Annotated in this window: 21 protein-coding genes; 9 read left to right on the top strand and 12 right to left on the bottom strand. The window is 56.9% G+C overall.

What is annotated here, in order from left to right:
- Positions 1 to 186: 186 nt before the first annotated feature.
- Entirely contained in the window at positions 187 to 1,338 is a 1,152-nt protein-coding gene (nhaA, locus tag R84865_RS07170) for a Na+/H+ antiporter NhaA (protein ID WP_435639241.1), read from the top strand.
- A 218-nt stretch (positions 1,339 to 1,556) separates the two neighbouring features.
- Here nhaA and R84865_RS07165 read toward each other — a convergent pair whose 3' ends face one another.
- Complete coding sequence (locus R84865_RS07165; RefSeq protein ID WP_435639240.1) at positions 1,557 to 2,840, bottom strand: MFS transporter; 1,284 nt, start codon at positions 2,838 to 2,840, stop codon at positions 1,557 to 1,559.
- Between R84865_RS07165 and R84865_RS07160 the strand changes: the two genes are divergently transcribed.
- Positions 2,839 to 3,021 (top strand): hypothetical protein, encoded by a 183-nt coding sequence (locus R84865_RS07160; RefSeq protein WP_435639239.1) that lies wholly within the window; start codon positions 2,839 to 2,841, stop codon positions 3,019 to 3,021. The genes R84865_RS07165 and R84865_RS07160 overlap by 2 nt on opposite strands.
- Before the next feature lie 268 nt (positions 3,022 to 3,289).
- Here the strand turns inward: R84865_RS07160 and hpxO are convergent, their stop codons facing one another.
- Complete coding sequence (hpxO, locus tag R84865_RS07155; RefSeq protein ID WP_435639238.1) at positions 3,290 to 4,444, bottom strand: FAD-dependent urate hydroxylase HpxO; 1,155 nt, start codon at positions 4,442 to 4,444, stop codon at positions 3,290 to 3,292.
- 345 nt (positions 4,445 to 4,789) lie between these two features.
- On the opposite strand from hpxO, the gene R84865_RS07150 reads away from it, so the two are divergent.
- From R84865_RS07150 to uraH, 3 genes are read left to right on the top strand one after another with little or no spacing between them, the layout of a single operon-like run.
- A complete protein-coding gene (locus R84865_RS07150) occupies positions 4,790 to 6,157 on the top strand; it encodes a nucleobase:cation symporter-2 family protein (protein ID WP_435639237.1) in 1,368 nt (455 codons plus the stop codon).
- Positions 6,144 to 6,644, top strand: coding sequence for a 2-oxo-4-hydroxy-4-carboxy-5-ureidoimidazoline decarboxylase (gene uraD, locus R84865_RS07145; RefSeq protein ID WP_435639236.1), 501 nt, complete (start codon positions 6,144 to 6,146; stop codon positions 6,642 to 6,644). The genes R84865_RS07150 and uraD overlap by 14 nt, the downstream gene beginning before the upstream one ends.
- On the top strand, positions 6,641 to 6,967 hold the full coding sequence (gene uraH, locus R84865_RS07140; protein ID WP_435639235.1) for a hydroxyisourate hydrolase: 327 nt from the start codon (positions 6,641 to 6,643) through the stop codon (positions 6,965 to 6,967). The genes uraD and uraH overlap by 4 nt, the downstream gene beginning before the upstream one ends.
- A 130-nt stretch (positions 6,968 to 7,097) precedes the next feature.
- Here uraH and hpxZ read toward each other — a convergent pair whose 3' ends face one another.
- The 4 genes from hpxZ to R84865_RS07120 form a co-directional block, all read right to left on the bottom strand.
- Positions 7,098 to 7,484 carry an oxalurate catabolism protein HpxZ gene (gene hpxZ / locus R84865_RS07135; protein ID WP_435639234.1) on the bottom strand — a complete coding sequence of 129 codons (387 nt, stop codon included), beginning with the start codon at positions 7,482 to 7,484 and terminating at the stop codon, positions 7,098 to 7,100.
- A 153-nt stretch (positions 7,485 to 7,637) separates the two neighbouring features.
- Complete coding sequence (locus tag R84865_RS07130) at positions 7,638 to 9,221, bottom strand: gamma-glutamyltransferase family protein (RefSeq protein ID WP_435639233.1); 1,584 nt, start codon at positions 9,219 to 9,221, stop codon at positions 7,638 to 7,640.
- 135 nt (positions 9,222 to 9,356) lie between these two features.
- Positions 9,357 to 9,857, bottom strand: a complete 501-nt coding sequence (locus R84865_RS07125) for a pyridoxal-phosphate dependent enzyme (protein ID WP_435639281.1) — start codon at positions 9,855 to 9,857, stop codon at positions 9,357 to 9,359.
- Between the two features lie 290 nt (positions 9,858 to 10,147).
- Positions 10,148 to 12,625: an ExeM/NucH family extracellular endonuclease gene (locus tag R84865_RS07120; protein WP_435639232.1), complete on the bottom strand. Its 2,478-nt coding sequence runs from the start codon at positions 12,623 to 12,625 to the stop codon at positions 10,148 to 10,150.
- A gap of 243 nt (positions 12,626 to 12,868) precedes the next feature.
- Between R84865_RS07120 and R84865_RS07115 the strand changes: the two genes are divergently transcribed.
- On the top strand, positions 12,869 to 13,204 hold the full coding sequence (locus R84865_RS07115; protein WP_435630870.1) for a YegP family protein: 336 nt from the start codon (positions 12,869 to 12,871) through the stop codon (positions 13,202 to 13,204).
- 283 nt (positions 13,205 to 13,487) lie between these two features.
- Here R84865_RS07115 and R84865_RS07110 read toward each other — a convergent pair whose 3' ends face one another.
- Positions 13,488 to 14,120, bottom strand: a complete 633-nt coding sequence (locus R84865_RS07110; RefSeq protein WP_435639231.1) for a DUF305 domain-containing protein — start codon at positions 14,118 to 14,120, stop codon at positions 13,488 to 13,490.
- Between the two features lie 230 nt (positions 14,121 to 14,350).
- On the opposite strand from R84865_RS07110, the gene R84865_RS07105 reads away from it, so the two are divergent.
- Entirely contained in the window at positions 14,351 to 15,901 is a 1,551-nt protein-coding gene (locus tag R84865_RS07105; protein WP_435630868.1) for an APC family permease, read from the top strand.
- Between the two features lie 687 nt (positions 15,902 to 16,588).
- Here R84865_RS07105 and R84865_RS07100 read toward each other — a convergent pair.
- From R84865_RS07100 to R84865_RS07085, 4 genes are all read right to left on the bottom strand, one after another.
- On the bottom strand, positions 16,589 to 18,775 hold the full coding sequence (locus R84865_RS07100) for an OsmC domain/YcaO domain-containing protein (protein WP_435639230.1): 2,187 nt from the start codon (positions 18,773 to 18,775) through the stop codon (positions 16,589 to 16,591).
- Entirely contained in the window at positions 18,709 to 19,176 is a 468-nt protein-coding gene (locus R84865_RS07095) for a LysR substrate-binding domain-containing protein (RefSeq protein ID WP_435639280.1), read from the bottom strand. Before R84865_RS07095 ends, R84865_RS07100 begins: the two co-directional genes overlap by 67 nt.
- 92 nt (positions 19,177 to 19,268) lie before the next feature.
- Entirely contained in the window at positions 19,269 to 19,571 is a 303-nt protein-coding gene (locus tag R84865_RS07090) for a hypothetical protein (protein WP_435630865.1), read from the bottom strand.
- A gap of 414 nt (positions 19,572 to 19,985) precedes the next feature.
- On the bottom strand, positions 19,986 to 20,894 hold the full coding sequence (locus R84865_RS07085; RefSeq protein ID WP_435630864.1) for a LysR family transcriptional regulator: 909 nt from the start codon (positions 20,892 to 20,894) through the stop codon (positions 19,986 to 19,988).
- 68 nt (positions 20,895 to 20,962) lie between these two features.
- On the opposite strand from R84865_RS07085, the gene R84865_RS07080 reads away from it, so the two are divergent.
- Complete coding sequence (locus R84865_RS07080) at positions 20,963 to 21,307, top strand: DMT family transporter (protein ID WP_435630863.1); 345 nt, start codon at positions 20,963 to 20,965, stop codon at positions 21,305 to 21,307.
- 5 nt (positions 21,308 to 21,312) lie between these two features.
- Entirely contained in the window at positions 21,313 to 21,636 is a 324-nt protein-coding gene (locus tag R84865_RS07075; RefSeq protein WP_435630862.1) for a DMT family transporter, read from the top strand.
- Between the two features lie 488 nt (positions 21,637 to 22,124).
- On the opposite strand, the gene lldD is transcribed toward R84865_RS07075, so the two are convergent.
- The gene (lldD, locus tag R84865_RS07070; RefSeq protein ID WP_435636657.1) at positions 22,125 to 23,267 is read right to left on the bottom strand and encodes an FMN-dependent L-lactate dehydrogenase LldD; all 1,143 of its coding nucleotides are present in this window, start codon (positions 23,265 to 23,267) and stop codon (positions 22,125 to 22,127) included.
- Positions 23,268 to 23,348 lie beyond the last annotated feature (81 nt).

Here is a 23,348-nt window from a genome sequence, read left to right as displayed (position 1 = left end):
TATTTTTATTGAACGTTCAATCAACAAAAATAACGCCGGTAGATGAGCGACTTACGCAATGTCGCTACTCCCTTGGTAGCTAAAGCGAGGTAAGCGACGTGCTTTTCCGATACCATGACATCGCATAGATGAATCCATCGGGCATGGCAGCGGCGTCTGCGCCAACAACCAAGGACGATAGTGCGAATGCGGGTACTGGCGGCACTCAACAATAGCGACAGCGCTCCGGGCGTTTTTCTAATGGTGGCAGCGCTGGCGGCGTTGATCGTTGCCAACTCACCACTAGGCGAGGGCTATCACGCGCTGTTAGAGATTCACGCGGCGGGGTTATCAGTGGAAGAGTGGATTAACGACGGCGTAATGGCGCTGTTCTTCCTGACCGTAGGATTAGAGGTGAAGCGCGAATTCGCCGTTGGCCAGCTCAATCGCTGGTCACTCAGGGTGCTGCCCGGGTTGGCTGCGGCGGGCGGGGTGGTGGTGCCGGCGCTAATCTACGTCGCGCTTAACGCTCACTCTGCTGAAGGGTTGCACGGCTGGGCGATCCCGACCGCCACTGATATCGCGTTTGCGCTTGGCGTGCTGGCGTTGGCAGGCCCGCGCGTGCCGCTCTCTCTAAAGGTATTGCTGACCGCGATCGCGGTCATTGATGATTTGATCGCGGTGGTGATCATCGCGTTCTTTTATACGGCGCACATCGAAATGCTGTATCTGGGACTGGCGGCAGTGATCACGCTGACGCTGGTAGAGCTTAATCGGTTGGGGGTAGTGAAGCTGACACCCTATCTGCTGCTGGGCGTGGTGCTATGGTGGCTGGTGCTCAAGTCGGGGGTGCACGCGACGCTAGCGGGAGTTGTGCTGGCGCTTACCATCCCGTTGCAGGGGAACAAGGTCAGTCGGCAGGTGCACCCGCTCGAAACGCTCGAGCATGGGCTGGCGCCGTGGGTCGGCTTTCTGGTTATCCCGCTGTTTGGCTTCGCTAATGCGGGTGTATCACTGGCGGGATTGAACGTCGAGATACTCACCCAGCCGGTGCTGATGGGCGTGGCGCTGGCGCTGTTTTTCGGCAAACAGCTGGGTATTTTTGCGACCATTCGTCTCTGCGCGCTAACGGGCATTGCGCCTCGGCCTGAGGGCGCTAACTGGTGGCAGGTGTACGCGCTGGCGGTGCTGTGTGGCATCGGCTTCACCATGAGCCTGTTTGTCAATTTGCTGGCCTTCGATCATCCCGAACTACAGCAGTATGCACGCTTGGGCGTCTTTATCGGCTCGCTGCTGTCGGGCGTGCTCGGGTGGGGGCTGTTGCGCTTCTTCAGTCGCCGCTCGGCCGTGGAGCACTAGAAGCAGGCGCATGGCCTTGCAGGCGCTTGGCGGTATCTGGCGCTGGTTGGCTCGATCATCTGCGGCGGTAAATAAATCTCAGCTGCCGTTGTTAGCGCCTACCCGCGACGGGCGGGTGGGTAAGCAATGTTGCCTCGAGTGCTGCTAGAAAGCATCACGGCATCTTGCGGGCCCTGCGCCGCCCGTAGTGCGTTGTCAATATGCGGCGTACGCTTGCGCTAACGCACGCCCCTCATGCGGAAGATCGGTATCAGACTCGCCAGTACTACCACCATGGCCGCACCAAATAGCGCATTGAAGTTGTGCCCCTCGCCCATGCCCAAAAACCATGGCGCTACGATGGGGGATATCACCTGCGGTGCCATTACCGCCATATTGAAAATCCCCATATTCTTTCCCGCGCTGGTGTTTTGGTCGGGCAGCACGTCGATCACCATGGCCTGATCAACCGCCGCGTAAATTGCCGAACCAAGCGAGGTGGTCGTGACTGCCAGCAGAAATCCCCAATAGTTATGGGTCAGCATGAGCAGCAGCACGCCTAAGGCAAACAGCAGGATGGCACCAATCACAAAGGGTTTGCGGCGGTCGAGTCGATCCGATAGCCAGCCGGTCAGCGACGATGCCATAACGACACAGGCGCCGGTCACCGCTGTTGAAATGAAAATTCCGCGAGCCACTGCTACCGCATCAAACCCCAGCCGATCGGTCAGGAAGTAAACCTGATAGGCCCCCACCATCGAACTTCCGAAGAACAGCAGGAAGGTGTTTAGCCACGCCAAAGAGAAGGGCGAATGCGAGAAAGGGTGACGGCGAAACTTCAGCATCGCCGATTTGATGTCCAGTAGCGGGTGCTCTTTAGGCGGCAAGGCATCGGGCAGTGGCTCCTTGAAGAAGCATACAAAGACCAGCGTGCACGCCAGCCCGATTAACGCAGGAATCAAAAACATGCCCAAATGCGCGGTGCCGACGATATTAATGACCACTACTCCCGCCATGATGGCGAGGGTGGTCGACATGCTGTGCAGTGCTGAAACGAAGCCACGCTGCTGTTTGGGCACCTGATCAGGAATTACCGCCACCAGCGACGCGAGCGCCGCATTAATGGCAACCTGCGCCAGACACCAGAAGGCCACCAGCGCCAGCAGCGATGTCGCAACGCCCAGCCCCCATAGCGCGAGTGTCGCTAGACACATACCGGATAAAATCCACGGCCGTCGCCGCCCCCAGCGAGTACGAGTCAGGTCTGAAAGGTAGCCGCACACCGGGTTCGCAATCATCGAGCCAAGCGAGCCTACGCCTAGAATAATCCCCAGATAGGCCGCTTTGTGATCGGGAAATAGGTCCGCCACGCGAATCGCCATGGTGATGCTGACGGGTGTCATGACAGCCAGAAATATCCCGATGTCTGCCAGCCAGTACAGCAGAATAAACAGACGGGACACGCGGGTGGTGGAGGGTGAGTGAGCAGCCGGATGGGAAGTGCGCGCGGTGGATTCAACCATGTCAACTCCGATCCAAAGGGCGTCTCACGAGGCACTGCAATGCTGTCATGGGGGCCTGTCATGTAGTGAGACAACAGGCACTGCCGGTAAGGACAGCGGTGGCGCGTTGTCGCTGGAAGAGCCATTTATCTTGTTACGCCTATTCCGCTATGACAAGCAGCGACACCGTATTCACGACTAAACGCTAAAGGTTGAGCGACGCCACCGAGCAGTGGTTGCGTCTAGGCAGCTACGCTAGCACCGAGCGCATGCACGATAGACGATGACACGCTGTCCGGCGGGGCCAACCGCGGGCGCACTCACTGCGGCGGTTGTTGAGAGCGCCGGTCACGGCTCACCCTCAAGGAGCTTGCCCATCATTGTTGTTGCGGTAGCAGCACCAGTTCATCGCTGGCCATCAATCGACCCCAGGTGATGCATGCGTGAAGCAAGCGGGGCGGTCGATGGGGCTATCCCAGTGGGCCGCCCTGAATGGTGTCGCGTAGCCCTTTGATAATGCGCTCGCCGGTTTCCTGTTGAAGCTCTTGATACCAGGCGTGGGTGAGCGCCATATCCTTGCCATGGGTAACATCACAGCGCTTGCGCGCCTTCAGCACTAGATCACGTACGCGCGCACAGCGCTCACGTTCGTAGTGGCGCAGCGCCGTGGCGATATCACTGTGGGTACGCACGCATTCGCCCAACACCACGGCGTCCTCCATCGCGGCACAGCCGCCCTGACCGATATCGGGTGTGGTGTTGTGCGCGGCATCACCGAGTAGCGCTATGTTGCCGCGAACCAGCGTATCGAACGGTTCGATATCATGAATCTCAATGCGGTTAGTGGTGTTGGGATCGAGCGCTGCAATCAAGCGCTGTACTGGGGCCGCCCAGCCATCGAAGTAGCGAGTGAGGTCATCGCGCAGGGTGCTACGGTCCTCGGCCAGTCCGGCAGGCAGCGGTACATCGAAGAAGAAATAGAAGCGTCCATCGGCGATGGGCATTAGCGATACACGCTTACCTTCCCCAACAAAGGTGGTCCATTGCTCGGCAGGAGCAATTGCCTCGTCGATCTCCACCAAACCGTTCCAATTGACATAGCCCGCATAGCGTCGCTCGGGGGCAAAGCCCAGCACGTGGGGGCGCAAGGCCGAGTGGCTGCCGTCAGCGGCAATCAGGAAGTCGCCATGGGCCTCGGAGCCGTCAGCAAATTTTACGCTAACGCCGTGATCGTGCTGTTCTGCGCTGACGACTCGCTTACCGAACTGCACTGAATCACGTCCCCAAAAGTCGAGCATATCTTGCTGCAGCAAGCTGCGGGCGACCGGAGAAGGACGCTCGCCGGTTTGCTCGATAAGCGGAGCAAGGCTGAACTGAGTCAGGTCCTCTGCGCTGCGGTAGTCCTTATAGGCGAGAAAGTGCATAGGCCCGCCGTGGGTATCGATAATGTCGCCCATCCCCAGGCGTCGCATGCACTTCACGCCGTTCGGCCAGATCGAGAGAGCGGCGCCTACTGGCTTGATCTCCTTGACGGCTTCGTACACATCACAGTCGATGCCTGCTTTTTTTAGCGCCACTGCGGCACACAGGCCGCCAATACCTGCACCGATGACCAATGCTTTCATGCGCTTCTCCTTGTCGTGTGGTGTATCGCAATAGAGCAATTTGCGTACCAGCTTTCGTTATCGCGGTCTGTTAAGGGGCGCTATAGTGAAAAGTAGTCGATGCCGCACCTTGATGGTGCAAAAACGGTAGACGGGTGCGCTTTTTTGAGTCAAAAGTTTCTTTTCATAAATTTCTGAAACTGTTATTTCATTGGTAAATGAATAGCCCGGCCATCGATAAACATCGTGCAAGCAGTGCATGTGATTGAAAGTAAAGAGAGAGTGAACGGATTTTTACGTTTCGTCTCACTCTGGCCTGCTTTGTGCACTAGCAGATAACGCTTGGTCACAACGGTCTAAACTACCATGTCTGATAACAACAGCTTGCTCTACGGTCTCGATCAGCGCGTTCCCCCGTTGCCTGCGTTTTTCAGCGCGCTACAGCACGTGTTGGCCGGCGTGGTGGGAGTAATTACGCCGCCGCTGATTATTGGCGGCGCGCTGGGGCTCGGTGAATGGCTACCTTACTTGATCAGCATGTCGCTGTTGGTCTCGGGTATAGGCACCTTCTTACAGTCGAACCGCGTGTGCGGCATTGGCGCAGGCATGATCTGCATGCAGGGCCCCAGCTTCGCCTTCGTGGGCGTTGCTATTGCTGGCGGTATGTGGGTCAAACAGCAGGGCGGCGGTGCGCACGACGTGCTGGCGATGCTGTTTGGTGTGAACGCGGTGGCGGCACTGGTGCCGATCGTGGTCAGCCGCTTCATCGAGCCGCTCAAGAAGGTATTCACGCCCATTGTTACCGGCAGTGTGATTGCGCTGATCGGCATCAGCCTGATCAAGGTTGCGATGGTGAATTGGTGCGGCGGCGAGCAGGCGAAGGACTTCGCCAGTCCTGGCAATATCGCGCTCGGCGCTATCACCCTCGCCGTGATCGTGCTGCTGGGCTGTGCCAGAAACCGCTGGCTGCGGCTTTCATCCATCGTCATTGGTATGGCGATCGGCTGCGTGGTAGCAGCGCTCAGTGGCAAGTTTCACTTCACTGGGGTAGGCGATAGCTGGTTTCGCCTGCCGGCGTTGTTTCCTTTCGGCTTCCATTTCAATACCGCTATCTTTCTCCCCATCGCACTTATCTCGCTGGTATGTATTCTCGAAGCGGTAGGCGATTTAACCGCTAACTGCCTTATCTCTGGCCGGTCGATCACCGATGCGGAATTTCGTTCGCGGTTAAAGGGCGGCGTGTTGGCCGATGGCATTAGCTGCGTGCTAGCCGCCATGCTGTGCGCCTTTCCGAATACAACGTTTGCGCAAAATAACGGCGTTATTCAGATGACCGGCGTCGCCAGTCGCTTTGTTGGGCGGTACATTGGCGTGATTTTGGTGCTGCTGGGACTGTTTCCGCCATTTGGCGAGCTGTTGCGGCAAATTCCTGCGCCAGTGCTGGGCGGCGCGACCATGGTAATGTTTGGTTGCGTGGTGGTCGCAGGTATCCGCATTATCACTCAAGCGCCGCTTGAACAGCGTGACGTTATTATCGTCGCACTTACCTTTGGAGTGGGATTGGGCATTCAGGCAGTGCCTGAGTTTCTGGCTCATTTCCCGTCATTTATCGCTAACCTGCTGGGATCAGCGGCGGCTAGCGGTGGTCTGGTCGCGATCGTCTTGAGCATGGCGATTCCGCATCAGAAGTCCACCACAGCGCCTGAAGGAGAACGCAGCCATGATCGCGCTTGATCACTTTAACCACCTGCCGCGCGCTAAAGCGCAGCCGCTGATTGCTCCCTGCGTAGCGATACCTGGCTGGATCGACGCCTTGCTTAAGCATCGCCCGTATTCGAATCACGCGGCGCTGATGGACTTCGCGAATAAGCTGACCCAGCAGTGGGGAGAAGCAGAGCTTGAGCAAGCGCTGAGTGCGCATCCGCGCATCGGTGAGCAGCCTGGTGGTAACCAGGCTCACGCGGCGCTGTCGCGTCAGGAGCAGTCGGCCGTCGATCAGCACGACGCGCGGCTCGCTGAACAGCTGCGCGAGGGCAATGCCCGCTACGAGGCGCGCTTTGGGCGAGTGTTTCTGATCCGTGCCAAAGGCCGTAGTGGGGAAGAAATTCTACAGGCGCTAACCCAGCGGCTTGCTCATGGTGATGCAGAGGAAGTCACCGAATCTCTGCAACAATTGCGGGAGATTACCTTGTTGAGATTAGCAGGAGTGATAGGCGAATGAGCACATTGAGCACGCATATTCTGGATGTAGCGAGCGGTAAACCTGCCCAAGGCGTGGTGGTTCGGCTGATCCGTGAAGGTGACCTGGTTGCCAGCGCAACCACCGATGCACAAGGGCGTATTCCTGCGGCGGCATTTGGCGAATGTGAGGGAGGGTGCTATCAGTTGGTGGCAGAGATAGGCGACTGGTTTGCACGTCATCAGCGCGACACTCTGTATACACAAGCACAGATCGATGCGGTGCTATCAAGCAAAGCGGACGAGCATTATCACCTGCCGTTTCTAATCGCGCCGGGAGGCTGGTCGACCTACCGCGGCAGCTAAGTGTGCCAGCGCCGGCGATGTACCGCGCAACGCTGCGGAAGTCGCACCCTTAGGGTGAGGGCCTTGCGCGTAAGACAAGGCGTGAATAAGGCGTGCTTCGCATGGCAGGCGTGTGCGAGCGTGGTATTGGCTAGCTCATCAAACTCACGTGAGCGGCCACAATCCGCCAACCGCTTGGAAAGCGCGCCCAGGTCTGCTGCTGGCGGCCGATCCGCTCGCTTCCTTCGCGGGTAAATTCGGTGCTGCATACCGCCATGTCATCGCCAAAGGTCACGATATGGGGATTTCGTAACTCGCGGGCCAATCCTTTGGACGGGCGGGCGTCTCGAAAGGCGCGGATGGCATCGATACCGTAGAGATTCTCTCCGGCACCCAAACGCACGGTGTGCTCATCCTGCCAAAACAGCTCATCCAATACCGCGATATCATTGCTTACCAGTGCTTTTTCATAGCGATAGAACGCCGCTGTTACCTCAGCCACTACTTCTGGCTGATTAATTTGCTGTTGTTGGATCATCGCGTACTCCCATTATTGTTTATTGACGAAGGACGCTTATCGCCAGCGACACATCGACGATGCGAAAACGACGCGGAAACCGTTGTGATATGCCGTGGCGGAAGGGGCGTCGTTCACGCCCCAACGTGGTAGCCACCCCCTGTAAGATACTCGCTAAAAGCCCGCGGCTGAGCCATTACTGCGGGGGTCGAATGCGCCTTCCAGCAAACCATCGGTGTAGCGGACCACAGCGCCTGCGTGGCCGACCACTTCACTAAAATCGTCCAGCAGCTCAACGTCGTGCCCCAGCGCCTTCAAGCGCGTTACGGTGGCGTTGGGTAGGCGACCCTCGACTTTCAGCGAATCCGACGCTTGTCCCCAGGTTCTGCCCAGCACCCAGCGCGGTTGGGTAATGCTCTGCTGGAGCGACTCTCCCTGTAAAACGTAGCGGGTGAACAGCGCGGCCTGCGTTTGCGGCTGACCATCGCCGCCCATCGAGCCATACACCATGACGCGACCGTCGTTGAGGCGTGCGGCAGCGGGATTGAGGGTATGGAACGGCTGTTTACCCGGTGCCAGCGCCAGCAGATGAGTGGGGTCGAGGCTAAACGACGCACCGCGGTTTTGCCACACGATGCCGGTATCGGGAAGCACCACGCCGCTGCCGAATTCGTGATAGATACTTTGGATGAAGGAAACCGCCAAGCCACTGCTATCGATGGCGCCCATCCACACGGTGTCGCCGGGGCCCTTTCCAGCGCCCCAGTTGGCCGCTTGCTGGTCGTCGATCTGGGTGGCGAGCTGTTTCAGCGAGGCGGGTGCGAGCAGTTGCTGAACATCCACATCGTAGTGCAGCGGATCAGTGATATGCGCATCGCGCAAGCCGAAGGCCAGTTTGGTGGCTTCGACAATACGGTGGATGGTCTGGGCATCGTCGGTTTGGTGCGGGGCGAGTTGGTCAGTGATCCCGAGTATCGCCAGCGACACCAGCCCTTGAGTAGGCGGGCCCAGATTCCACAGCGTGCCCGTTGAATGGTGCAGCGTTAGCGCTGAGCGCCTTCGGGCGCGGTGGCGATGCAGGTCGGTGAGGGTAATCGGCAGTCCAAGACGCGTCATTCCTTGCGCCAGCCGCTCGGCCAGTGCGCCTCGATAGAAGCTATCGAGCCCTTCATCGACCAACTGTTGCAGCGTTGCCGCTAGCGCTGGCTGTGTGAAGCGACTGCCGGTGGCAGGCGCTTGACCATCCACCAGAAAGGTGTCGGCAAAGCCGGGCACATCGCGAAGTTCGGCCAACTTGTCGGCGCTGGCGTGCGCCTGCGATGCCGTTACCGGCGCGCCGTCGGCAGCGTAACCGATGGCGTCTTCCAGCAGACGTGCGAGTGGCAGTGTTGTGCCATTAAGCTCCTTCGCCACCTTGAGCGCCTCGTCCCAACCGCTGACGGTTCCCGCTACGGTAAGCGCCGCACGCGGCCCTCGATGAGGAATATGGGAGAGCCCTGCGTAGGCATCGAGCGTTGCCAGACTGCCTGCCGCGCCGCTGGCGTCGATGGTAATCGGTTCGCCTTCGGGGGGCACGATCAGCCAAAAGCCGTCACCGCCGAGGCTGTTCATATGCGGATAGACCACCGCAATGGTTGCCGCAGCCGCCACCATGGCCTCTATGGCACTGCCACCATCGCGCAGCACAGCAGCCGCACTTTGACTGGCCAAATGATGGGAAGTAACCGCCATCCCGTGAGTAGATACATTGCTCTGCATAGGGGTAAACCTCTTGATCCAGTGATGATTCAAGCCTGCAAGCTTTGTTCCACATCAGGCATCAACACAGCCGTTATACCGTTAGCGGCGAGCTAATGAGCATGTCGAGGACATCGTTACACTGGGCAAGAGCCGTTATTGTAAGCCGCGTGCAGCTACAAAGTCGTCGTACCAAAGAGCAGAGTCATAAGCGACGGTAACGATGGGGAGATTCTTGAATCGTTTCGCCGCTTTTACCCGTTTGGCTACTGCGAGATTGGCAGCACTGCTATTGCCGATCAGAAGTCCGGTTTGCGCATAGCACCAGCGCTGAGTGTCGAGTACTTCTTGTAATTGCACGTGTTGTACTTCGTCGATAAGCGCCCAATCGAGGAAGGGCGCGGGAACGCCGACTGAAATACCTTCGATGCGGTGCTCGCTGAATAACGATGACTGCATATCGCAGCCATCGGGTTCGACCAGGAGGGTGGTCACGTGGAGGTGAGCGTCCTGAAGAGCTAGCGTGATGCCCATCAGACTAGCGCCGGTGCCTGCACCGGCAATTAATACGACGTTTCGTTGCATATTGCCAGCCTGTTGTCGTTGTAGTGCCAACTCTTGGCCTGTCCCTTGGCGGTGGGCGGTAGTGTTGGGGATGATTCCGCGCCTTTCTTTGTGGGGTTAGCGGTGTTAGTGGGTTACTCGGTGGCGGATTTTAGCGTTTGCGCAGGTTTGCATTGTCGGTATTTTTATCTGGACGATTGATTTTGAATTCTGCGCAGCCTTTCACTTTTAGCGTCTTTTCAAACGTTATTGATGGATACTGAAGGGGACCTTGCAGGCCCCTTCACACCGCCTGCGTCGGGCGCGTCAGACCATCCGCTTGCAAAACCGCGCTGCAAGCGGGTGGTCCTGTGCCTTCCTTTGATTGTTGCGATAGCCGCTGGCTAGGCCGCAAGATCGAGCGCTTGGCTATCGAGATTGACGCCAACCACCACGGGGTCGTGGTCGGACGCACGGAATGCGTCGGGGGCATAGAAGTCGTTGATCTGCTCGTCGCTCTTAAATTCGGTGTTGTAGTCGAAAATAATCGGTTCGTCTGAGTTGATGTGCCAAGTGGAGGTGCCGGTCACTTGCTGCTGCATGCTGTCACTGGCGAGCGCATGATCCAGCGAGCCCCAGGCGCCGTCGAAGCTGTAAGAGTAGTCATCGTCGAGCAGAGAGTAGCCCTGTTGCTCGAGCAGTGTGATGGGGTCTTCCTGGGCATAGCTGTTGAAGTCACCAACCAGCAGATAATCGCTGTCGTGACTGTCGGTGGGGTCGGTAGCGAGCCAGTCGGCAAGTTGCTGGGCCGCCTCGGTGCGCACGCCGACGTTGTTACCTTGGCCGTCACCGATGTCCTCTTGTCCGTCGAGCACGCTGCCTTTGGATTTCAGGTGATTCACCACCAGCGTGAAGGTTTCGCCGCTGCTGTTCTCTCTGAAGGTTTGGGCCATTGGCGGGCGGTTGCCATAAGCGAAGGCGCCGTCGTCGTTGATCGCCGCGTTACCTTCTGGGGTGACACTGCTGGCCTTGTAAATCATGCCAACGCTGATGGCATCGCTGCCGGGGGACAGGATGTTGCCGTTAGCATCGCGTGGAGTGATGTAGTGCCAGTCGGCGTCAGGATTGTCGGAATTCAGCGCAGTGACCAGGTTAGCGATGGCACTATCGTCGCCATACCCGTTGTTTTCGATTTCCATCAGGCCAACCACATCCGCGTCACTGTCGTTGATCGCTGTCACAATCTTGTGCTGTTGACGCTCGAATTCCTGCTCGTTATCCGCACCGCGGGGGGCGTGCTGCGTACCCGCTGGCGTTGTGGTGGTGGCGCCCTTGGTATCAAGGGTGTTGAAGTAATTCAGCACATTGAACGATGCCACCTTGAGATTCGCATCGCCGAGGGCATCGGCATCGGGATGATCCGGGCGTGGATTGGCGGGCTGGAAGTCTTGGCCTTGCTGGGTTTGCACGCGCCATTGCTGATGGTTGAAGTCGAGGATGCCTTCGGCGCGCTGCAGCGTGTCGCCCGAGCGCAATGGATTGTCCATCGATAGCGGTTCGCCGCCGCGCCCAAATAGCACTTCGGCAGGGTTCTGCGCGTTGCTGGCGTCGTCGAGCACAATGGTGCGTGCTTCGGTGTCATCGAGCCACTGCTGATAGCCGGCCTGATCGGGGCGGTGATCTTCGGTGTATTGAATAACGCGACCGCCCGACGACAGGGTAACGCTGCCGTAGCGCCCTAGCTCGTAGGTATCGGTGACGGTCAGTGGGGTGCCATCCTCGGCCTCGAAAGCAACGCGCATCCCTTGATAGGAGAACAGGCTGGAGGTGTCGAATACCGGCAGGGTGACCGTGGTCATCGAGGGCAACGCCTGATCGTGATCGAGCACATCGAGCTGCGTCACGTTCTTCAGCTCGTTTTTGCCTTGATAGTTGTCGACGGTCGCGCTCAGGCGCACCTTATCGCCTTCATGGAGCGTCTCAGCCTCGGGAGCGTAAACGAAAATCCCTTCCGACGTCGTATCGTCGTCGTCCCAATCAGCGTCTTCTTCTTCAATAAAGAAACCACTGAGCCCGTCCTGAGCGTTCATGGTCACCACGGCCTCAACAGTCACCTGATCGCCCACTAGCGGGCTAACCGGGCCGCTGCCCTGGATACTCGAAATCAAGGTAACGGCGTCGGGATCTGGGGGTGTATCCCCGTCGTCCGAGTCGTCATCGCTGCCGGGCTCGCTTGAGAAGGTGCCCAAATCATCAAAGCTATCGACCGGGTAGCTCTCCCACTGCGAAGAATCGAAGTGCGTAGCACCATGGGTAACGTCGGCGTCGCGACGTAGCGTCACGTCCTTGGCAAAGTTGTGATCGTCGCCGATGGTGCCGACAATATCGAGCACCTCGCCTGAGCTATCGGCGAGCGCGATTGCGTCGTTGCCGTTGAAGTTAACCACGCCGCTGGTGATGTCAGCATGGCTGAGTAAGTCGGCATCCGCACTGGGATGAGCGATGGTCAGGGATTGCCCTGCGCCTAACGCGCCTTGATTGCTAAGGTCGAGCACGCTGTTGGCGGTGTGGTTGCCGTTGCTGTAGAGCGACAGCGTGACACCGTCCAGCGCCAACGCTGAATCCCCGATATTGGTGATTTCGATGGCTTTGTTGTAGCCGCTGCCTTCTACGTATTCCGAAATAATAAGCTGATTGGACGCGCTAGCATTCTGTGATTGCGGCTGGGCCACAAACGACCGGGCAGGCGAATACCACAAGGATTGGTTGGCGGGTTGGTTAAGCGATAGCTCAAGCGATGCGGAAGCGTGCTGGCTGAACAGGTCGTCACGCGAGTGGCTGTAGCGTGCTGTGCGGTAATCATACGCAGAATAAGGCAGCATAACGGTACTCCAAGGAGCGTGCAGATGGCGAAAGGGGCAATCACTGATAGTGAGCAGGGTGCACTCACTGTGTTGCATTCAGGTGTCAGCAGGCGGCGACGGCTGCATGGATATCACTATTCACTATTGAAATTCTGCCAACAGCGTCCATGATCAGTGTTAGGGCGCAACAGCAGTCCCACCTGGCGAGGAAGCGCTAACGTTCGTCGCCTATCTAATTGGTATAGCATCCAGGAGTGACTAATGAGCGGAAAATTCGAACTGTTTGTGGGTAAAAACGATAAATTTCACTTCAATTTGAAGGCAGGTAATGGTGAAGTCATTCTCTCCAGCCAGTCTTATAGCTCGAAGTCATCCGCTCTCAACGGCATTGCCTCGGTGCAGAAAAACAGCTGCGATGATGCACACTACGAGCGCTTAACGGCCAAGGATGGATCGCCTTATTTCACGCTCAAGGCGGCTAACCAGCAGGTGATTGGCACCAGCGAAATGTACAGCTCCACCCAGTCGCGCGATAAAGGCATCGAGTCGGTCAAGGCAAACGGTGGCAGCGAGAAAATCGATGACAAGACCCAGTAAGTTCTTTTGATGCACCTGCTGTTGTGAATGTCGATCGACAGCAGCGCACATAGCACCAAACGGCCCACCATGTTGCCATGGCGGGCCGTTTTCGTCGGTGAAGCGAAGAGGGTGAGAAGGGCAGTTGATCGCTTACCGCTTACCGCTTACCGCTTACCGCTGGTGGGTTACGCTTTGCGACCCACGACCCACGACCCACGACCCACGACCCACGACCCACGACCCACGACCCACGACCCACGACCCACGACCCACGACCCACGACCCACAATGCGGCGCATTCTCAATGCTGGGAAGGAGCCGTGTCCTGCTGAATGCGTTGCATTTGCCGATGCTCGTGGCGCTGTCCACCCAGGATATGGTTGGCCAGCGCGATCAGCGACTGATCGCGGCCATAGTGCACTTCGGTTTCCGCATAGGCGATCGCACGTTGATGGTGAGCGTCCATCAACCGCGCAAACTGCGCATCAAGCGTGCCTACCAGTGGTTGGGAGAAGGCCGCACGAGCGGCGCTATCGGCCTTGGCAAGACGAGCGTTTACCGCTTGGCGCTGTGCTGAATCTAGCGGAGCAGCGGAGGTGGTGACGGGGCGGTCGCGGTCGGCGTGGGCGACAATTCCTTCTGCAATAGTGCGCAGCACGCTGTTGTGCCCATGCGCTAGCTCAACTCTCGCCAGTTCCACCCCGGAGCGATGCTGCGGCTGCAAGAAGCCGCTGAAGTCTTTATCGATATTGCCGCTAGGCGGATGTGCGTCGATGCGCTGTACGTACGCTTTACGTGCTTCCTTGAACGTCGTAGCAGCGGGGGCGGAGGTCGTCGCTGCGTGCGCAAGGGAAGCGCTGGCTAGCGCGCAAAAAGGCAGCAGTGCGGCAAATAGTCGCGTTTGGAAGGAGCGTGCTGAACATGGCGCAATCATGGAGTGGCCCTCATGGTGGCGGTTTTCACTGCTGTGACTATAGCGAGCGCTCAGCGGCGGTAGAAGCAGATGACTGCCTGCGCTGAAGTGGCTCGATTGCCCTGTGACGATTGCACCGTGCGCGTGAATCTGTCATTACTTTGTTTAGCGTAAGGGCTGATAACAATAAAAGATTCTGCGCTATCCCTACTGCGTTCTAACAATAACAGCGAAAAGCACAGAGGTGTCCAATGGAATCGTCTGGTGATTTGAAGAAAGGCCTAGGCCTGCTTGACCTAACGCTGCTCGGCGTAGGCTCAATGATAGGCTCTGGCTGGCTGTTTGCCGGCGCAAAAAGCGCTGCGCTAGCAGGCTCTGATGCGGGCTGGGCTTGGCTTCTGGGGGCGGTAATCATCTTGCTGATTGCGCTCACCTTTGCTGAGCTTGCTTCCGCCTTGCCCCGCGCAGGCGGGTTTCTCCGCTACCCCAACTTCACCCACGGTAACGTAGTGGGGTTCGTGATCGGGGTAAGCTCGCTGCTCGCTTATACCAGTACCGCTGGCGTTGAAGTTGAGGCGGTGCGCGAATATGCGGTCACTTGGTGGCCCGCGCTGCAAGCGGCATCGGGAGGACCGTCAACACTCGGGTTTGTATTCCAGATAGCGCTGCTGGTGCTGTTCTTTTTGATCAACTACTGGAGTGTAAAAGCGTTCGGGCGAGTCAACACGGTGGTGACGTTCTTCAAGTTTATCGTACCGTTGATGGTGATCGTCACGCTGTTTGGTTTCTTCACAGCCGACAATCTGGCGGTGGCTCCTCCGCCCCCAGGCGGGTTGCACGGGATCTTTTCGTCACTGACGGGTGCCGGCATTGCTTTTTCCTATCTTGGTTTTCGCCAAGCGGTCGATTTCGCCAGTGAAGCCAAAAATCCTCAACGCGATATCCCGCTGGCCATTCTGATTGCGCTGGGCATCAGCTTTGTTGTTTATCTGCTGCTGCAGTATGCGTATCTCGGCGCTGTACCCAACTCGGTACTCAGCGAGAAGGGCTGGGACGGCGTTGCGTCACTCTATAGCTCGCCATATGCCGATATTGCCATTCACCTAGGACTTGGCTGGCTGACCTCGCTAGTATTGGTCGATGCCGTTATTTCGCCTGCCGGCACCGGCAACATTTATATCGCGGGCGCTAGCCGAGTGCTGTTTGCGTGGGCCAAAAACGGTCACCTGTTCGAACTGTTCTCCCGAGTTGATCCGAAGTCGGGCGTGCCGCGTGGTGCCCTGTGGCTATCACTGATCATCTCGATTGCCTGGACGCTGCCGTCCAACTTCCAGGTGTGGGGCGGGCTGATTTCTGCCTGTACCTCAGCAATGGTCTTCACCTATATGCCAGGCTCCACCAGTCTTGCCGCATTCCGCGCGCGCATGCCGCAGATGCAGCGACCGTTCAGCCTGCCGTTCCATCATTTCCTCTCACCGCTGACCATGATCGCCTGTACCTTCCTTCTCTACTGGAGCGGATGGAACGTAGTGTCGGTGCTGGTGCCAATTCTGGTTGCCGCATGGGTGCTCTATGCACTGTTCGGCAGCAAAAATGAAGAAAGCGCTAACGACATTCACTCAGCGTGGTGGCTGTTGTTCTACTACGTCGCGCTGATGCTGGTATCGTGCTTCGGCTCCTTCGATGGCAGCGGCGCGCTCTCAGGCACCCCGGAAAATATCCTGATCGTGGTGATCGCGTTGATTACTTATTATTGGGGAAGCGCTACCGCGCTCAAGGCACCGCGTATTAATCACGATTGAGTGGTGGTGGGGGGAAGGGGGTTGATTTGGAGGTTTGCGTAGGTTTTCGATGTTGGCGGCTTAATCGGGTGGCTGATTCTAAAGCCTGCGCAGCCTTTCACTGTTAGCTTCTTTGCAAACGTTATTGATTGATATCCGAAGGGGACCTTGCAGGCCCCCTTCACCCCCGCTGTCGTCAGTCGCGCCAGACCATCCGCTTGCAAAAATGCGCTGCAAGCGGATGATTCCGCGCCTTCCTACATGAGACTTGCGATATTGCTGGCTTTATCAGGTGGCTGATTCTAAAGCCTGCGCAGCCTTTCACTGTTAGCGTCTTAGCAAACGTTATTTCTGTGATTCGAAGGGGACCTTGCTGGCCCCCTTCACCCCCGCTGTCGTCAGTCGCGTCAGACCATCCGCTTGCAAAAATGCGCTGCAAGCGGATGATTCCGTGCCTTCCTTACGAGGTTTGCTGTATTGGTGGTTTACCAAGGCCTGACAGCCTATTGAATGTGTGCGCTGTGCTGCTTTTTTGCACAGCGACATCACATTCGGGGCGCTTCCACGAGCGGGAGAGCGCGAGAGGGACAAGGTTCCTCTCGCATTCAAAGGAAAGGTTAGGTTTGAAAAGACGCTAACAGTGAAAGGCTGCGCAGGCTACCGAATGAGTTATTAGTAAAGACGCCATCAGTGAAAGGCTGCGAAGACTCACTTACCCGCCAATCCCGCCCGATGCCGATGCAACTTTGTATAGCTATCGAGCAGTCGCTGATGACGATCGAGTCCTTCCAGCTGCATGCTGGTAGGCGTTAGCCCGTAAAAACGTACATCGCCGTTGATCGAGCCGACGACGGCGTTGATAACTTCTTCGCCGAACATGCGGGTGAGATTGTGCTGGTAGTCGTCGAAGTCGAGTTCTTCGTCGATGGCAATTTCCAATACTGCGCGCATTGCTTGATAGAAAAGAGCGCGAGCGACGGTGTTATCGTTGTATTGCAGGAAGGTATCGACGCGTTCCTGTGCATCCTCAAACTGTCCCAGGGCGAGATTGATCAACAGCTTCAGCTCGAGCAGCGTTAGCTGTCCCCACACGGTGTTGTCGTCGAATTCGATACCAATCAGCGTAGTAATATCGGTGTGTTCGTCGCATTCGCTGTCGTCGAGACGATCAAGCAGGTCGGCGAGTTGGTCGTCGCTCAACTGGTGTAGATTGAGAATATCTTCACGGAAGCTCAACGCCTTGTTGGTGTTGTCCTCAATCAAATCCTCGAGCGGATAGATTTCGGAGTAACCGGGAACCACGATGCGGCAGACGGGCGCTCCGAGATCGGTGTGGACGAATTCGTAGGCTTCCAGCCCCATCTCTGCCAGCAGACCGAACAAGGTTGCGGCTTCCTGCTCGGTGGTGCCGGAAAAGTCCCATTCGACGAATTCGACATCGGCGCGGGTGCTAAAGAAGCGCCATGACACCAGCCCTGACGAGTCGATAAAGTGCTCGACGAAGTTATTAGGTTCGATCACCGCCTGCGAATTGAAGGTTGGAGGCATGAAGTCGTTGAGCCCTTCGAAGCTGCGGCCCTGCATCAGTTCGGTGAGGCTGCGCTCAAGCGCGACCTCGAAGCTGGGATGGGCGCCGAATGACGCGAATACGCCGCCGTTTTTGGGGTTCATCAGGGTGACACACATCACCGGAAAGCGGCCGCCCAGCGAGGCATCCTTGACCAGCACCGGAAAGCCCTGTGCTTCGAGTGCCTGAATGCCCGCCACAATGTCTGGATACTTGTCGAGCACCTGCTGCGGTACCTCCGGCAGCGCTAGCTCCTGCTCAAGAATCTGCCGTTTGACGGCGCGCTCGAAGATTTCCGACAAGCATTGTACTTCAGCTTCTGGCAGCGTATTGCCGGCGCTCATGCCGTTACTGAGGAACAGGTTTTCCAGCAAATTGGAAGGGAAGTACACGGTTTCGCCATCGCTGTGGCGAGTGAAGGGCAGCGCCACAATGCCTCTATCGCGGCGGCCCGAATTGGTATCGATCAGATGCGAGCCATGTAGCTCGCCGTCAGGGTTGTAGAGCGCGCGGCAGTGTTCGTCGAGCAGGCCTTCAGGCAATGAGTCGTCGGCGCTAAGTTCAAACCAGCGCTCATTGGGGTAGTGAACGAAACTGCTGTTGGCGATCTGCTCGCCAAAAAACTGATCGTTATAGAAGAAGTTACAGCTCAAGCGCTCGATAAATTCTCCCAGCGCCGAACACAGCGCGCTTTCACGCGTGCTCCCTTTACCATTGGCAAAACACATCGGCGACGCCGCATCGCGAATATGCAGCGACCACACGTTGGGCACTATGTTTCGCCAGGATGCAATCTCAATCTTCATGCCAAGATTTGCCAACAGCTGCGTCATATTGGCGATGGTCTGTTCGAGCGGTAGATCCTTGCCCTCGATCCAGGTTTGCTGATGGTCATCGGGGCTTCCCATCAACAGCGCCTGAGTGTCTTCGTCGATATTCTCGACGGCTTCGATCTGAAACTCTGGGCCTGTCTGCACCACCTTCTTGACCGTACAGCGATCGATAGCGCGCAGAATACCGGTGCGGTCCTTGTCGGAAAGATCCTCCGGCAGCTCGATCTGGATCTTGAAAATCTGGTTATAGCGATTCTCAGGATCAACAATATTGTTCTGCGATAGGCGAATGTTTTCGGTCGGAATATCGCGCGCGTTGCAATACACCTTCACGAAATAGGCAGCACACATCGCCGACGACGCCAGAAAGTAGTCGAACGGGCCCGGCGCCGAGCCATCGCCTTTATAGCGGATGGGTTGATCGGAGATCACCGTAAAATCGTCGAATTTTGCTTCCAGACGAAGATTGTCGAGATAGTTGACCTTGATTTCCATGAGCGCTCGAATGTCCTGAACCCCGCGCGACACCTGGTAGTGTCGGCAGAGCCGTTCGATGAGTGGCAGCGACGCAGGCTGAGATGCGCGCCATTATCCAGCTTTGGGACGCGTTTGGAAAATCGGCGGGGTGGTTTGTCGAGATGAAGCGCTAATCGACAGTCTGCTTGGCGGCGCGAGGGCTTTCGCTGTGTACTCTCCAACGCCCTAAACGCATCGAGCCACCACAGCCCCGCGGGGCCGAGGGTGGTATCGCGACGGCGTACAGCATCACTTTGCAGTCTTCGCTGCCAGCCGCTGACCGGTAGCTCAATCAGGCTATTATCGCCGTAAAGCGCAACCGGCTCGCGGGGAAGTTCGGCCCAGCCTAAGCCCGCCATCACCATTTCGAGTACGGCAATGTAATCTGAGGCCGACTACACGGGGCCTGCGGAAGAGGAGAGCAGCGAAAGAAAACCCGCCACGATGGGCGGGTTGTGGCGCCGTTGAGACACTACTTGATGAAATAGATCAGCGCGCCATTTATAGCACTAAAGAATGCGGCGAATACGCCCATGGCCGTAATCATTTTCCACGTTTGGGCCCCGATTGACTTGTGTAACTCCGTGTTGACATTGGCAATGTCTTCTTTGGTGGCCATAGTCTGCTTGATAACGGCAACATCAGCTTCAAGGCACCCAACTCGCGTGTAAAGGTCATTCATCGGTGGCTCTCTCCATCCAACGTCTTTACCAGTGCCGCCAATAGACGCATTGTCGGGAAGGGTAAATGTGCTGCGGATTAGATTATCCACCATTTTTACTTACCGCATAATAAAGCCATTATTAATTTCGTTTACTCGAAAATTCCACAGGTATCCGCACTAAGTACAAAATGCCGCGCAAGTAGGATAAGGAATACCAATGGTTTCGTGCGCTTTCATCCTGAAATGCCCAATGATGTGAGCTGGGTTATCTGGACCGTCGGCAGCCACTATTGGAAGCTCGGAGTATAGGCGTGCCGAGCATTTCAGGGGCGGCGAAAAGCTTTCAAGAAATGCATGGAGATCATCGCCAGAAATCGCCACATTGTCAGGCCTTCTAGGTGAGGCGCCTATGTTGGTCTCCGTTGGCCTATTTCATGTGGAACCAAACGTATCACCGGGAATAGGTCGGCACCTTTTGCAGCAATCACGTCGACTAACGCTAAAAGAGTGCTTTCAGTCTTGGCACTATGTCTCCAACGCTTTAAACGCATCGAGCCACCACAGCCCCGCGGGGCCAAGGGTGGTATCGCGACGGCGTACAGCGTCACTTTGCAGGCTTCGCGGCCAGCCGCTGACCGGTAGCTCAACCAGGCTATTGTCGCCGTAAAGCGCAACCAGTTCGCGAGGAAGTTCGGCCCAGCCTAAGCCTGCCATCACCATTTCGAGTACGGCAATGTAATCTGAGGCCGACCACACGGGGCCTGCGGAAGAGGGGATGCCGTGATAGCTGATGCGAATACGGCGATGGCGGTTAAGCTCAGCGATTAGATTATGTTCACGCTGAGCCAGAGGGTGGTCGCGATGGACGAAAAGCGCCACTTCACTGGAATGCGTCAGCGGCTGAATGACTATTTCAGGCGGATACTGTTCACGTCGCGACAGCAGCCCCAGCTGCGCACGCCCGCTAAGGATGTAGTCGATCACGTCGCCGCCCTCGGCATCGAGCCATTCAAGCTCGGTGTGAGGGAAACGCTGGCCGAACTGGTGCAGCAGTTTCCAGCCGGGGTCGGGCTGAAATACGTCAGAAAACACCAGCGTCAGACGTGATTCGACCTGGGCGGTCAACTGAATGCTGAGCTGACGCAGGCGGCTATCGGCGGCCAATACCTCTTCGGCGTAGCCCAGCACTTTTTGGCCTTCTTGGGTAAGTCGCGGGTAGCGCTGTGAGCGATCGAAAAGCGTGATACCTAAGTCGATTTCCAGGTTAGCCACGGCGGTGCTAACGGTTGATTGTGTTTTCCCTAACTGGCGCGCGGCCGCTGAGAACGAGCCGCGCAGCGCTGACTCGACGAAGGCTTCAAGGGATTCCGGTGAATAGCGCACGATACTCTCCTGAGTGCGTTCCAATCCATCGATAAAAGCGATGGAATCCATTTTTAACATGCAGTAATAAGCGATGATAATAAGCCGCATTCAGTACCCAATGTAAGGTTCAGATCATCATGTCGAGCAATAAATCTCTTTCCCAAGGTGCCGCCTGGGCATTTCTGCTGGGCGCGGTCGTTATGGAGGTGGTCGGTACCAGCTTCATGACCATTAGCGCTCGCGAAGATGCACTTTGGGGGTACGCGGTGATGGCGGCCGCGATCGCAATTTCCTACTTCCTGCTGGCGCAGGCGGTGCGCGCCATTCCCCTTGGGCTGGCGTATGCGATTTGGGAAGGTCTCGGGCTAACGCTGATTGCGTTGGTGGGACTTTCGGTATTCGGTGAAGCGCTTTCCTTTGCCAAGGTGGCAGGATTGTTATTAGCGGTAGGCGGGATCGTGATGATTTCGTCAGGAGAGTAATGGAAATGAACGTATTACCGGCAGTATTTGTAGTGATGGCAGCGCTGATGGATGTTATTGCCAACCTATGCGTCGCTAAATCGCGCGGCTTCTCACGCCTCGGCTGGGGCCTCGCTTCCATCCTGCTGATCTGGGCCGCCTTCTTCACGCTCGGGTTCGCAGTAAAAAGCATCGATGTATCGATTGCCTATGCCTCCTGGGGCGCCATCGGTGTACTCGGCACCGCGCTGTTGGGAAGGATCGTGTTCAAGCAGAAAATCAGCGCGCGTAGCATGATCGGTATTGTGATGGTGATTGCCGCGGTGGGGTTGTTGAGTTTTAGTGAGTAGAGAAGGAGGAGGGTATTCACCTGGTGAGTAATTCTGAATCCTGTGCAGTTTTTCGTTGTTGGCATCTTTACCGAATAGCTGATTCGAGAGCCTGCGCAGCTCTTCACTGTCGGTGTCTTTTCAAACGTTATTTATTGATATCTGAAGGGGACCTTGCAGGCCCCCTTCACCCCCGCTGTCGTCAGGCGCGTCAGACCATCCGCTTGCAAAAACGCGCTGCAAGCGGATGATTCCGCGCCTTCCTTACGAAGTTTGCGTATGTCGGTAGCTAGTCACGCTGAACGTTCTGCTTGCCAACGCATGACAGCCCATTGAATGTGTGCGCTGTGCGTGCACAGCGTCATCACATTCGGGGCGTTTCCATGAGCGGGAGAGCGCGAGAGGGACAAGGTTCCTCTCGCATTCAGAATAAAGGTTAGGTTTGAAAAGACGCCAACAGTGAAGCCCTGCGCAGGCTTTAGAATCAGCCAAGCCCCGCATCCCAAAAACTACCTCACCACCTTATCCAATCGATCAGCAGTAATCTCATCAGGCGAGTTAGCACCGATCAAGCACATGGTAACCTTCATGTCGGCTTCTATCAGCTTGAGCAGGTTGGTTACGCCTTGCTGGCCGCCGGCGGCGAGGGCGTAAATATAGGAGCGTCCTAGCAGTACGCCTTTGGCGCCGAGTGCCATCATGCGCACGACGTCGAGGCCGGAGCGGATTCCTGAGTCGGCGAGCACGGTGAGGTCATCGCCGACGGTTTCGGCAATTTCGGGCAGCACGCGTGCGGTGGGTTTGGCACCGTCCAACTGACGACCGCCATGGTTGGAGACAATAATGCCATCGGCGCCCATGCGTACGGCTTCGCGGGCGTCCTCTTTGTCCAAGATACCTTTGATGACCAGGTTGCCTTTCCAGCTATCGCGAATCCATTCGAGATCGTTCCAGGCGATGGATGGATCGAAGTTTTTGCTCAAAAAGCCCATGTAGTCGTCCATGGTCATGCGGTGACCGGTGTACTTCTCGATGTTACCGAACGACAGCGGGCGACCTTGCAAACCAACGTCGATAGCCCAATGCGGGTGCAGACAGGCCTGCAGATACTGACGCATAGTGGCGTTGGGGCCCGACATACCGGAGTGAGCATCGCGGTAGCGCGAGCCGGGCAGCGGCATATCGACGGTGAACACCAGCGTTTTCATGCCGTTTTCCCAAGCGCGTTCCAGCGAGTTCTTCATGTAGCCGCGGTCTTTGAGAACATAAAGCTGCGACCACTGCTCACCGTTGGCACCGGCAGCCACTTCTTCGATGGGGCATACCCCTACGGTAGATAGCGTGTAAGGAATACCGGCGTGCTCTGCGGCTTTCGCTGCCTGCACTTCGCCACGACGGGCGTACATGCCGGTCGCGCCGACGGGGCCTAGCGCAATGGGAAGCTTCCATTGGCTGCCGAGAATCTCTGATTCCAGCGTCGGGTTGCCGCCACCTTGCAAAACACGCTGGCGCAGCGCAATCGATTGCAATGCCTCTACGTTGCTGCGCATGGTGCCTTCAGTGACGGCAGCACCATCGATGTAATCAAACAAAAAGCGGGGAAGGCGTTTTTTGGCCGCTAACCGATAATCCGTGGGACTAGAAATAATCATGTATTCGTTTCCTATATAAATAACGGGAAGGCGATGAGAAAAGTGAGCGCCGTCGAAACGCAAGACGATCTAACAGAATAG

The organism is Carnimonas bestiolae, assembly GCF_051251145.1.
Lineage (GTDB): Bacteria > Pseudomonadota > Gammaproteobacteria > Pseudomonadales > Halomonadaceae > Carnimonas > Carnimonas bestiolae.
This window is presented reverse-complemented; position numbering and strand designations above follow the sequence as displayed.

Excerpts from the sequence above, each read along its gene's own strand:
- nhaA (WP_435639241.1), top strand. The coding sequence starts at position 187 with ATGCGGGTACTGGCGGCACTCAACAATAGCGACAGCGCTCCGGGCGTT.
- R84865_RS07160 (WP_435639239.1), top strand. The coding sequence starts at position 2,839 with ATGTCAACTCCGATCCAAAGGGCGTCTCACGAGGCACTGCAATGCTGT.
- R84865_RS07165 (WP_435639240.1), bottom strand. The coding sequence starts at position 2,840 with ATGGTTGAATCCACCGCGCGCACTTCCCATCCGGCTGCTCACTCACCC.
- hpxO (WP_435639238.1), bottom strand. The coding sequence starts at position 4,444 with ATGAAAGCATTGGTCATCGGTGCAGGTATTGGCGGCCTGTGTGCCGCA.
- R84865_RS07150 (WP_435639237.1), top strand. The coding sequence starts at position 4,790 with ATGTCTGATAACAACAGCTTGCTCTACGGTCTCGATCAGCGCGTTCCC.
- uraD (WP_435639236.1), top strand. The coding sequence starts at position 6,144 with ATGATCGCGCTTGATCACTTTAACCACCTGCCGCGCGCTAAAGCGCAG.
- uraH (WP_435639235.1), top strand. The coding sequence starts at position 6,641 with ATGAGCACATTGAGCACGCATATTCTGGATGTAGCGAGCGGTAAACCT.
- hpxZ (WP_435639234.1), bottom strand. The coding sequence starts at position 7,484 with ATGATCCAACAACAGCAAATTAATCAGCCAGAAGTAGTGGCTGAGGTA.
- R84865_RS07130 (WP_435639233.1), bottom strand. The coding sequence starts at position 9,221 with ATGCAGAGCAATGTATCTACTCACGGGATGGCGGTTACTTCCCATCAT.
- R84865_RS07120 (WP_435639232.1), bottom strand. The coding sequence starts at position 12,625 with ATGCTGCCTTATTCTGCGTATGATTACCGCACAGCACGCTACAGCCAC.
- R84865_RS07115 (WP_435630870.1), top strand. The coding sequence starts at position 12,869 with ATGAGCGGAAAATTCGAACTGTTTGTGGGTAAAAACGATAAATTTCAC.
- R84865_RS07110 (WP_435639231.1), bottom strand. The coding sequence starts at position 14,120 with ATGATTGCGCCATGTTCAGCACGCTCCTTCCAAACGCGACTATTTGCC.
- R84865_RS07105 (WP_435630868.1), top strand. The coding sequence starts at position 14,351 with ATGGAATCGTCTGGTGATTTGAAGAAAGGCCTAGGCCTGCTTGACCTA.
- R84865_RS07100 (WP_435639230.1), bottom strand. The coding sequence starts at position 18,775 with ATGGAAATCAAGGTCAACTATCTCGACAATCTTCGTCTGGAAGCAAAA.
- R84865_RS07090 (WP_435630865.1), bottom strand. The coding sequence starts at position 19,571 with ATGGTGGATAATCTAATCCGCAGCACATTTACCCTTCCCGACAATGCG.
- R84865_RS07085 (WP_435630864.1), bottom strand. The coding sequence starts at position 20,894 with ATGGATTCCATCGCTTTTATCGATGGATTGGAACGCACTCAGGAGAGT.
- R84865_RS07080 (WP_435630863.1), top strand. The coding sequence starts at position 20,963 with ATGTCGAGCAATAAATCTCTTTCCCAAGGTGCCGCCTGGGCATTTCTG.
- R84865_RS07075 (WP_435630862.1), top strand. The coding sequence starts at position 21,313 with ATGAACGTATTACCGGCAGTATTTGTAGTGATGGCAGCGCTGATGGAT.
- lldD (WP_435636657.1), bottom strand. The coding sequence starts at position 23,267 with ATGATTATTTCTAGTCCCACGGATTATCGGTTAGCGGCCAAAAAACGC.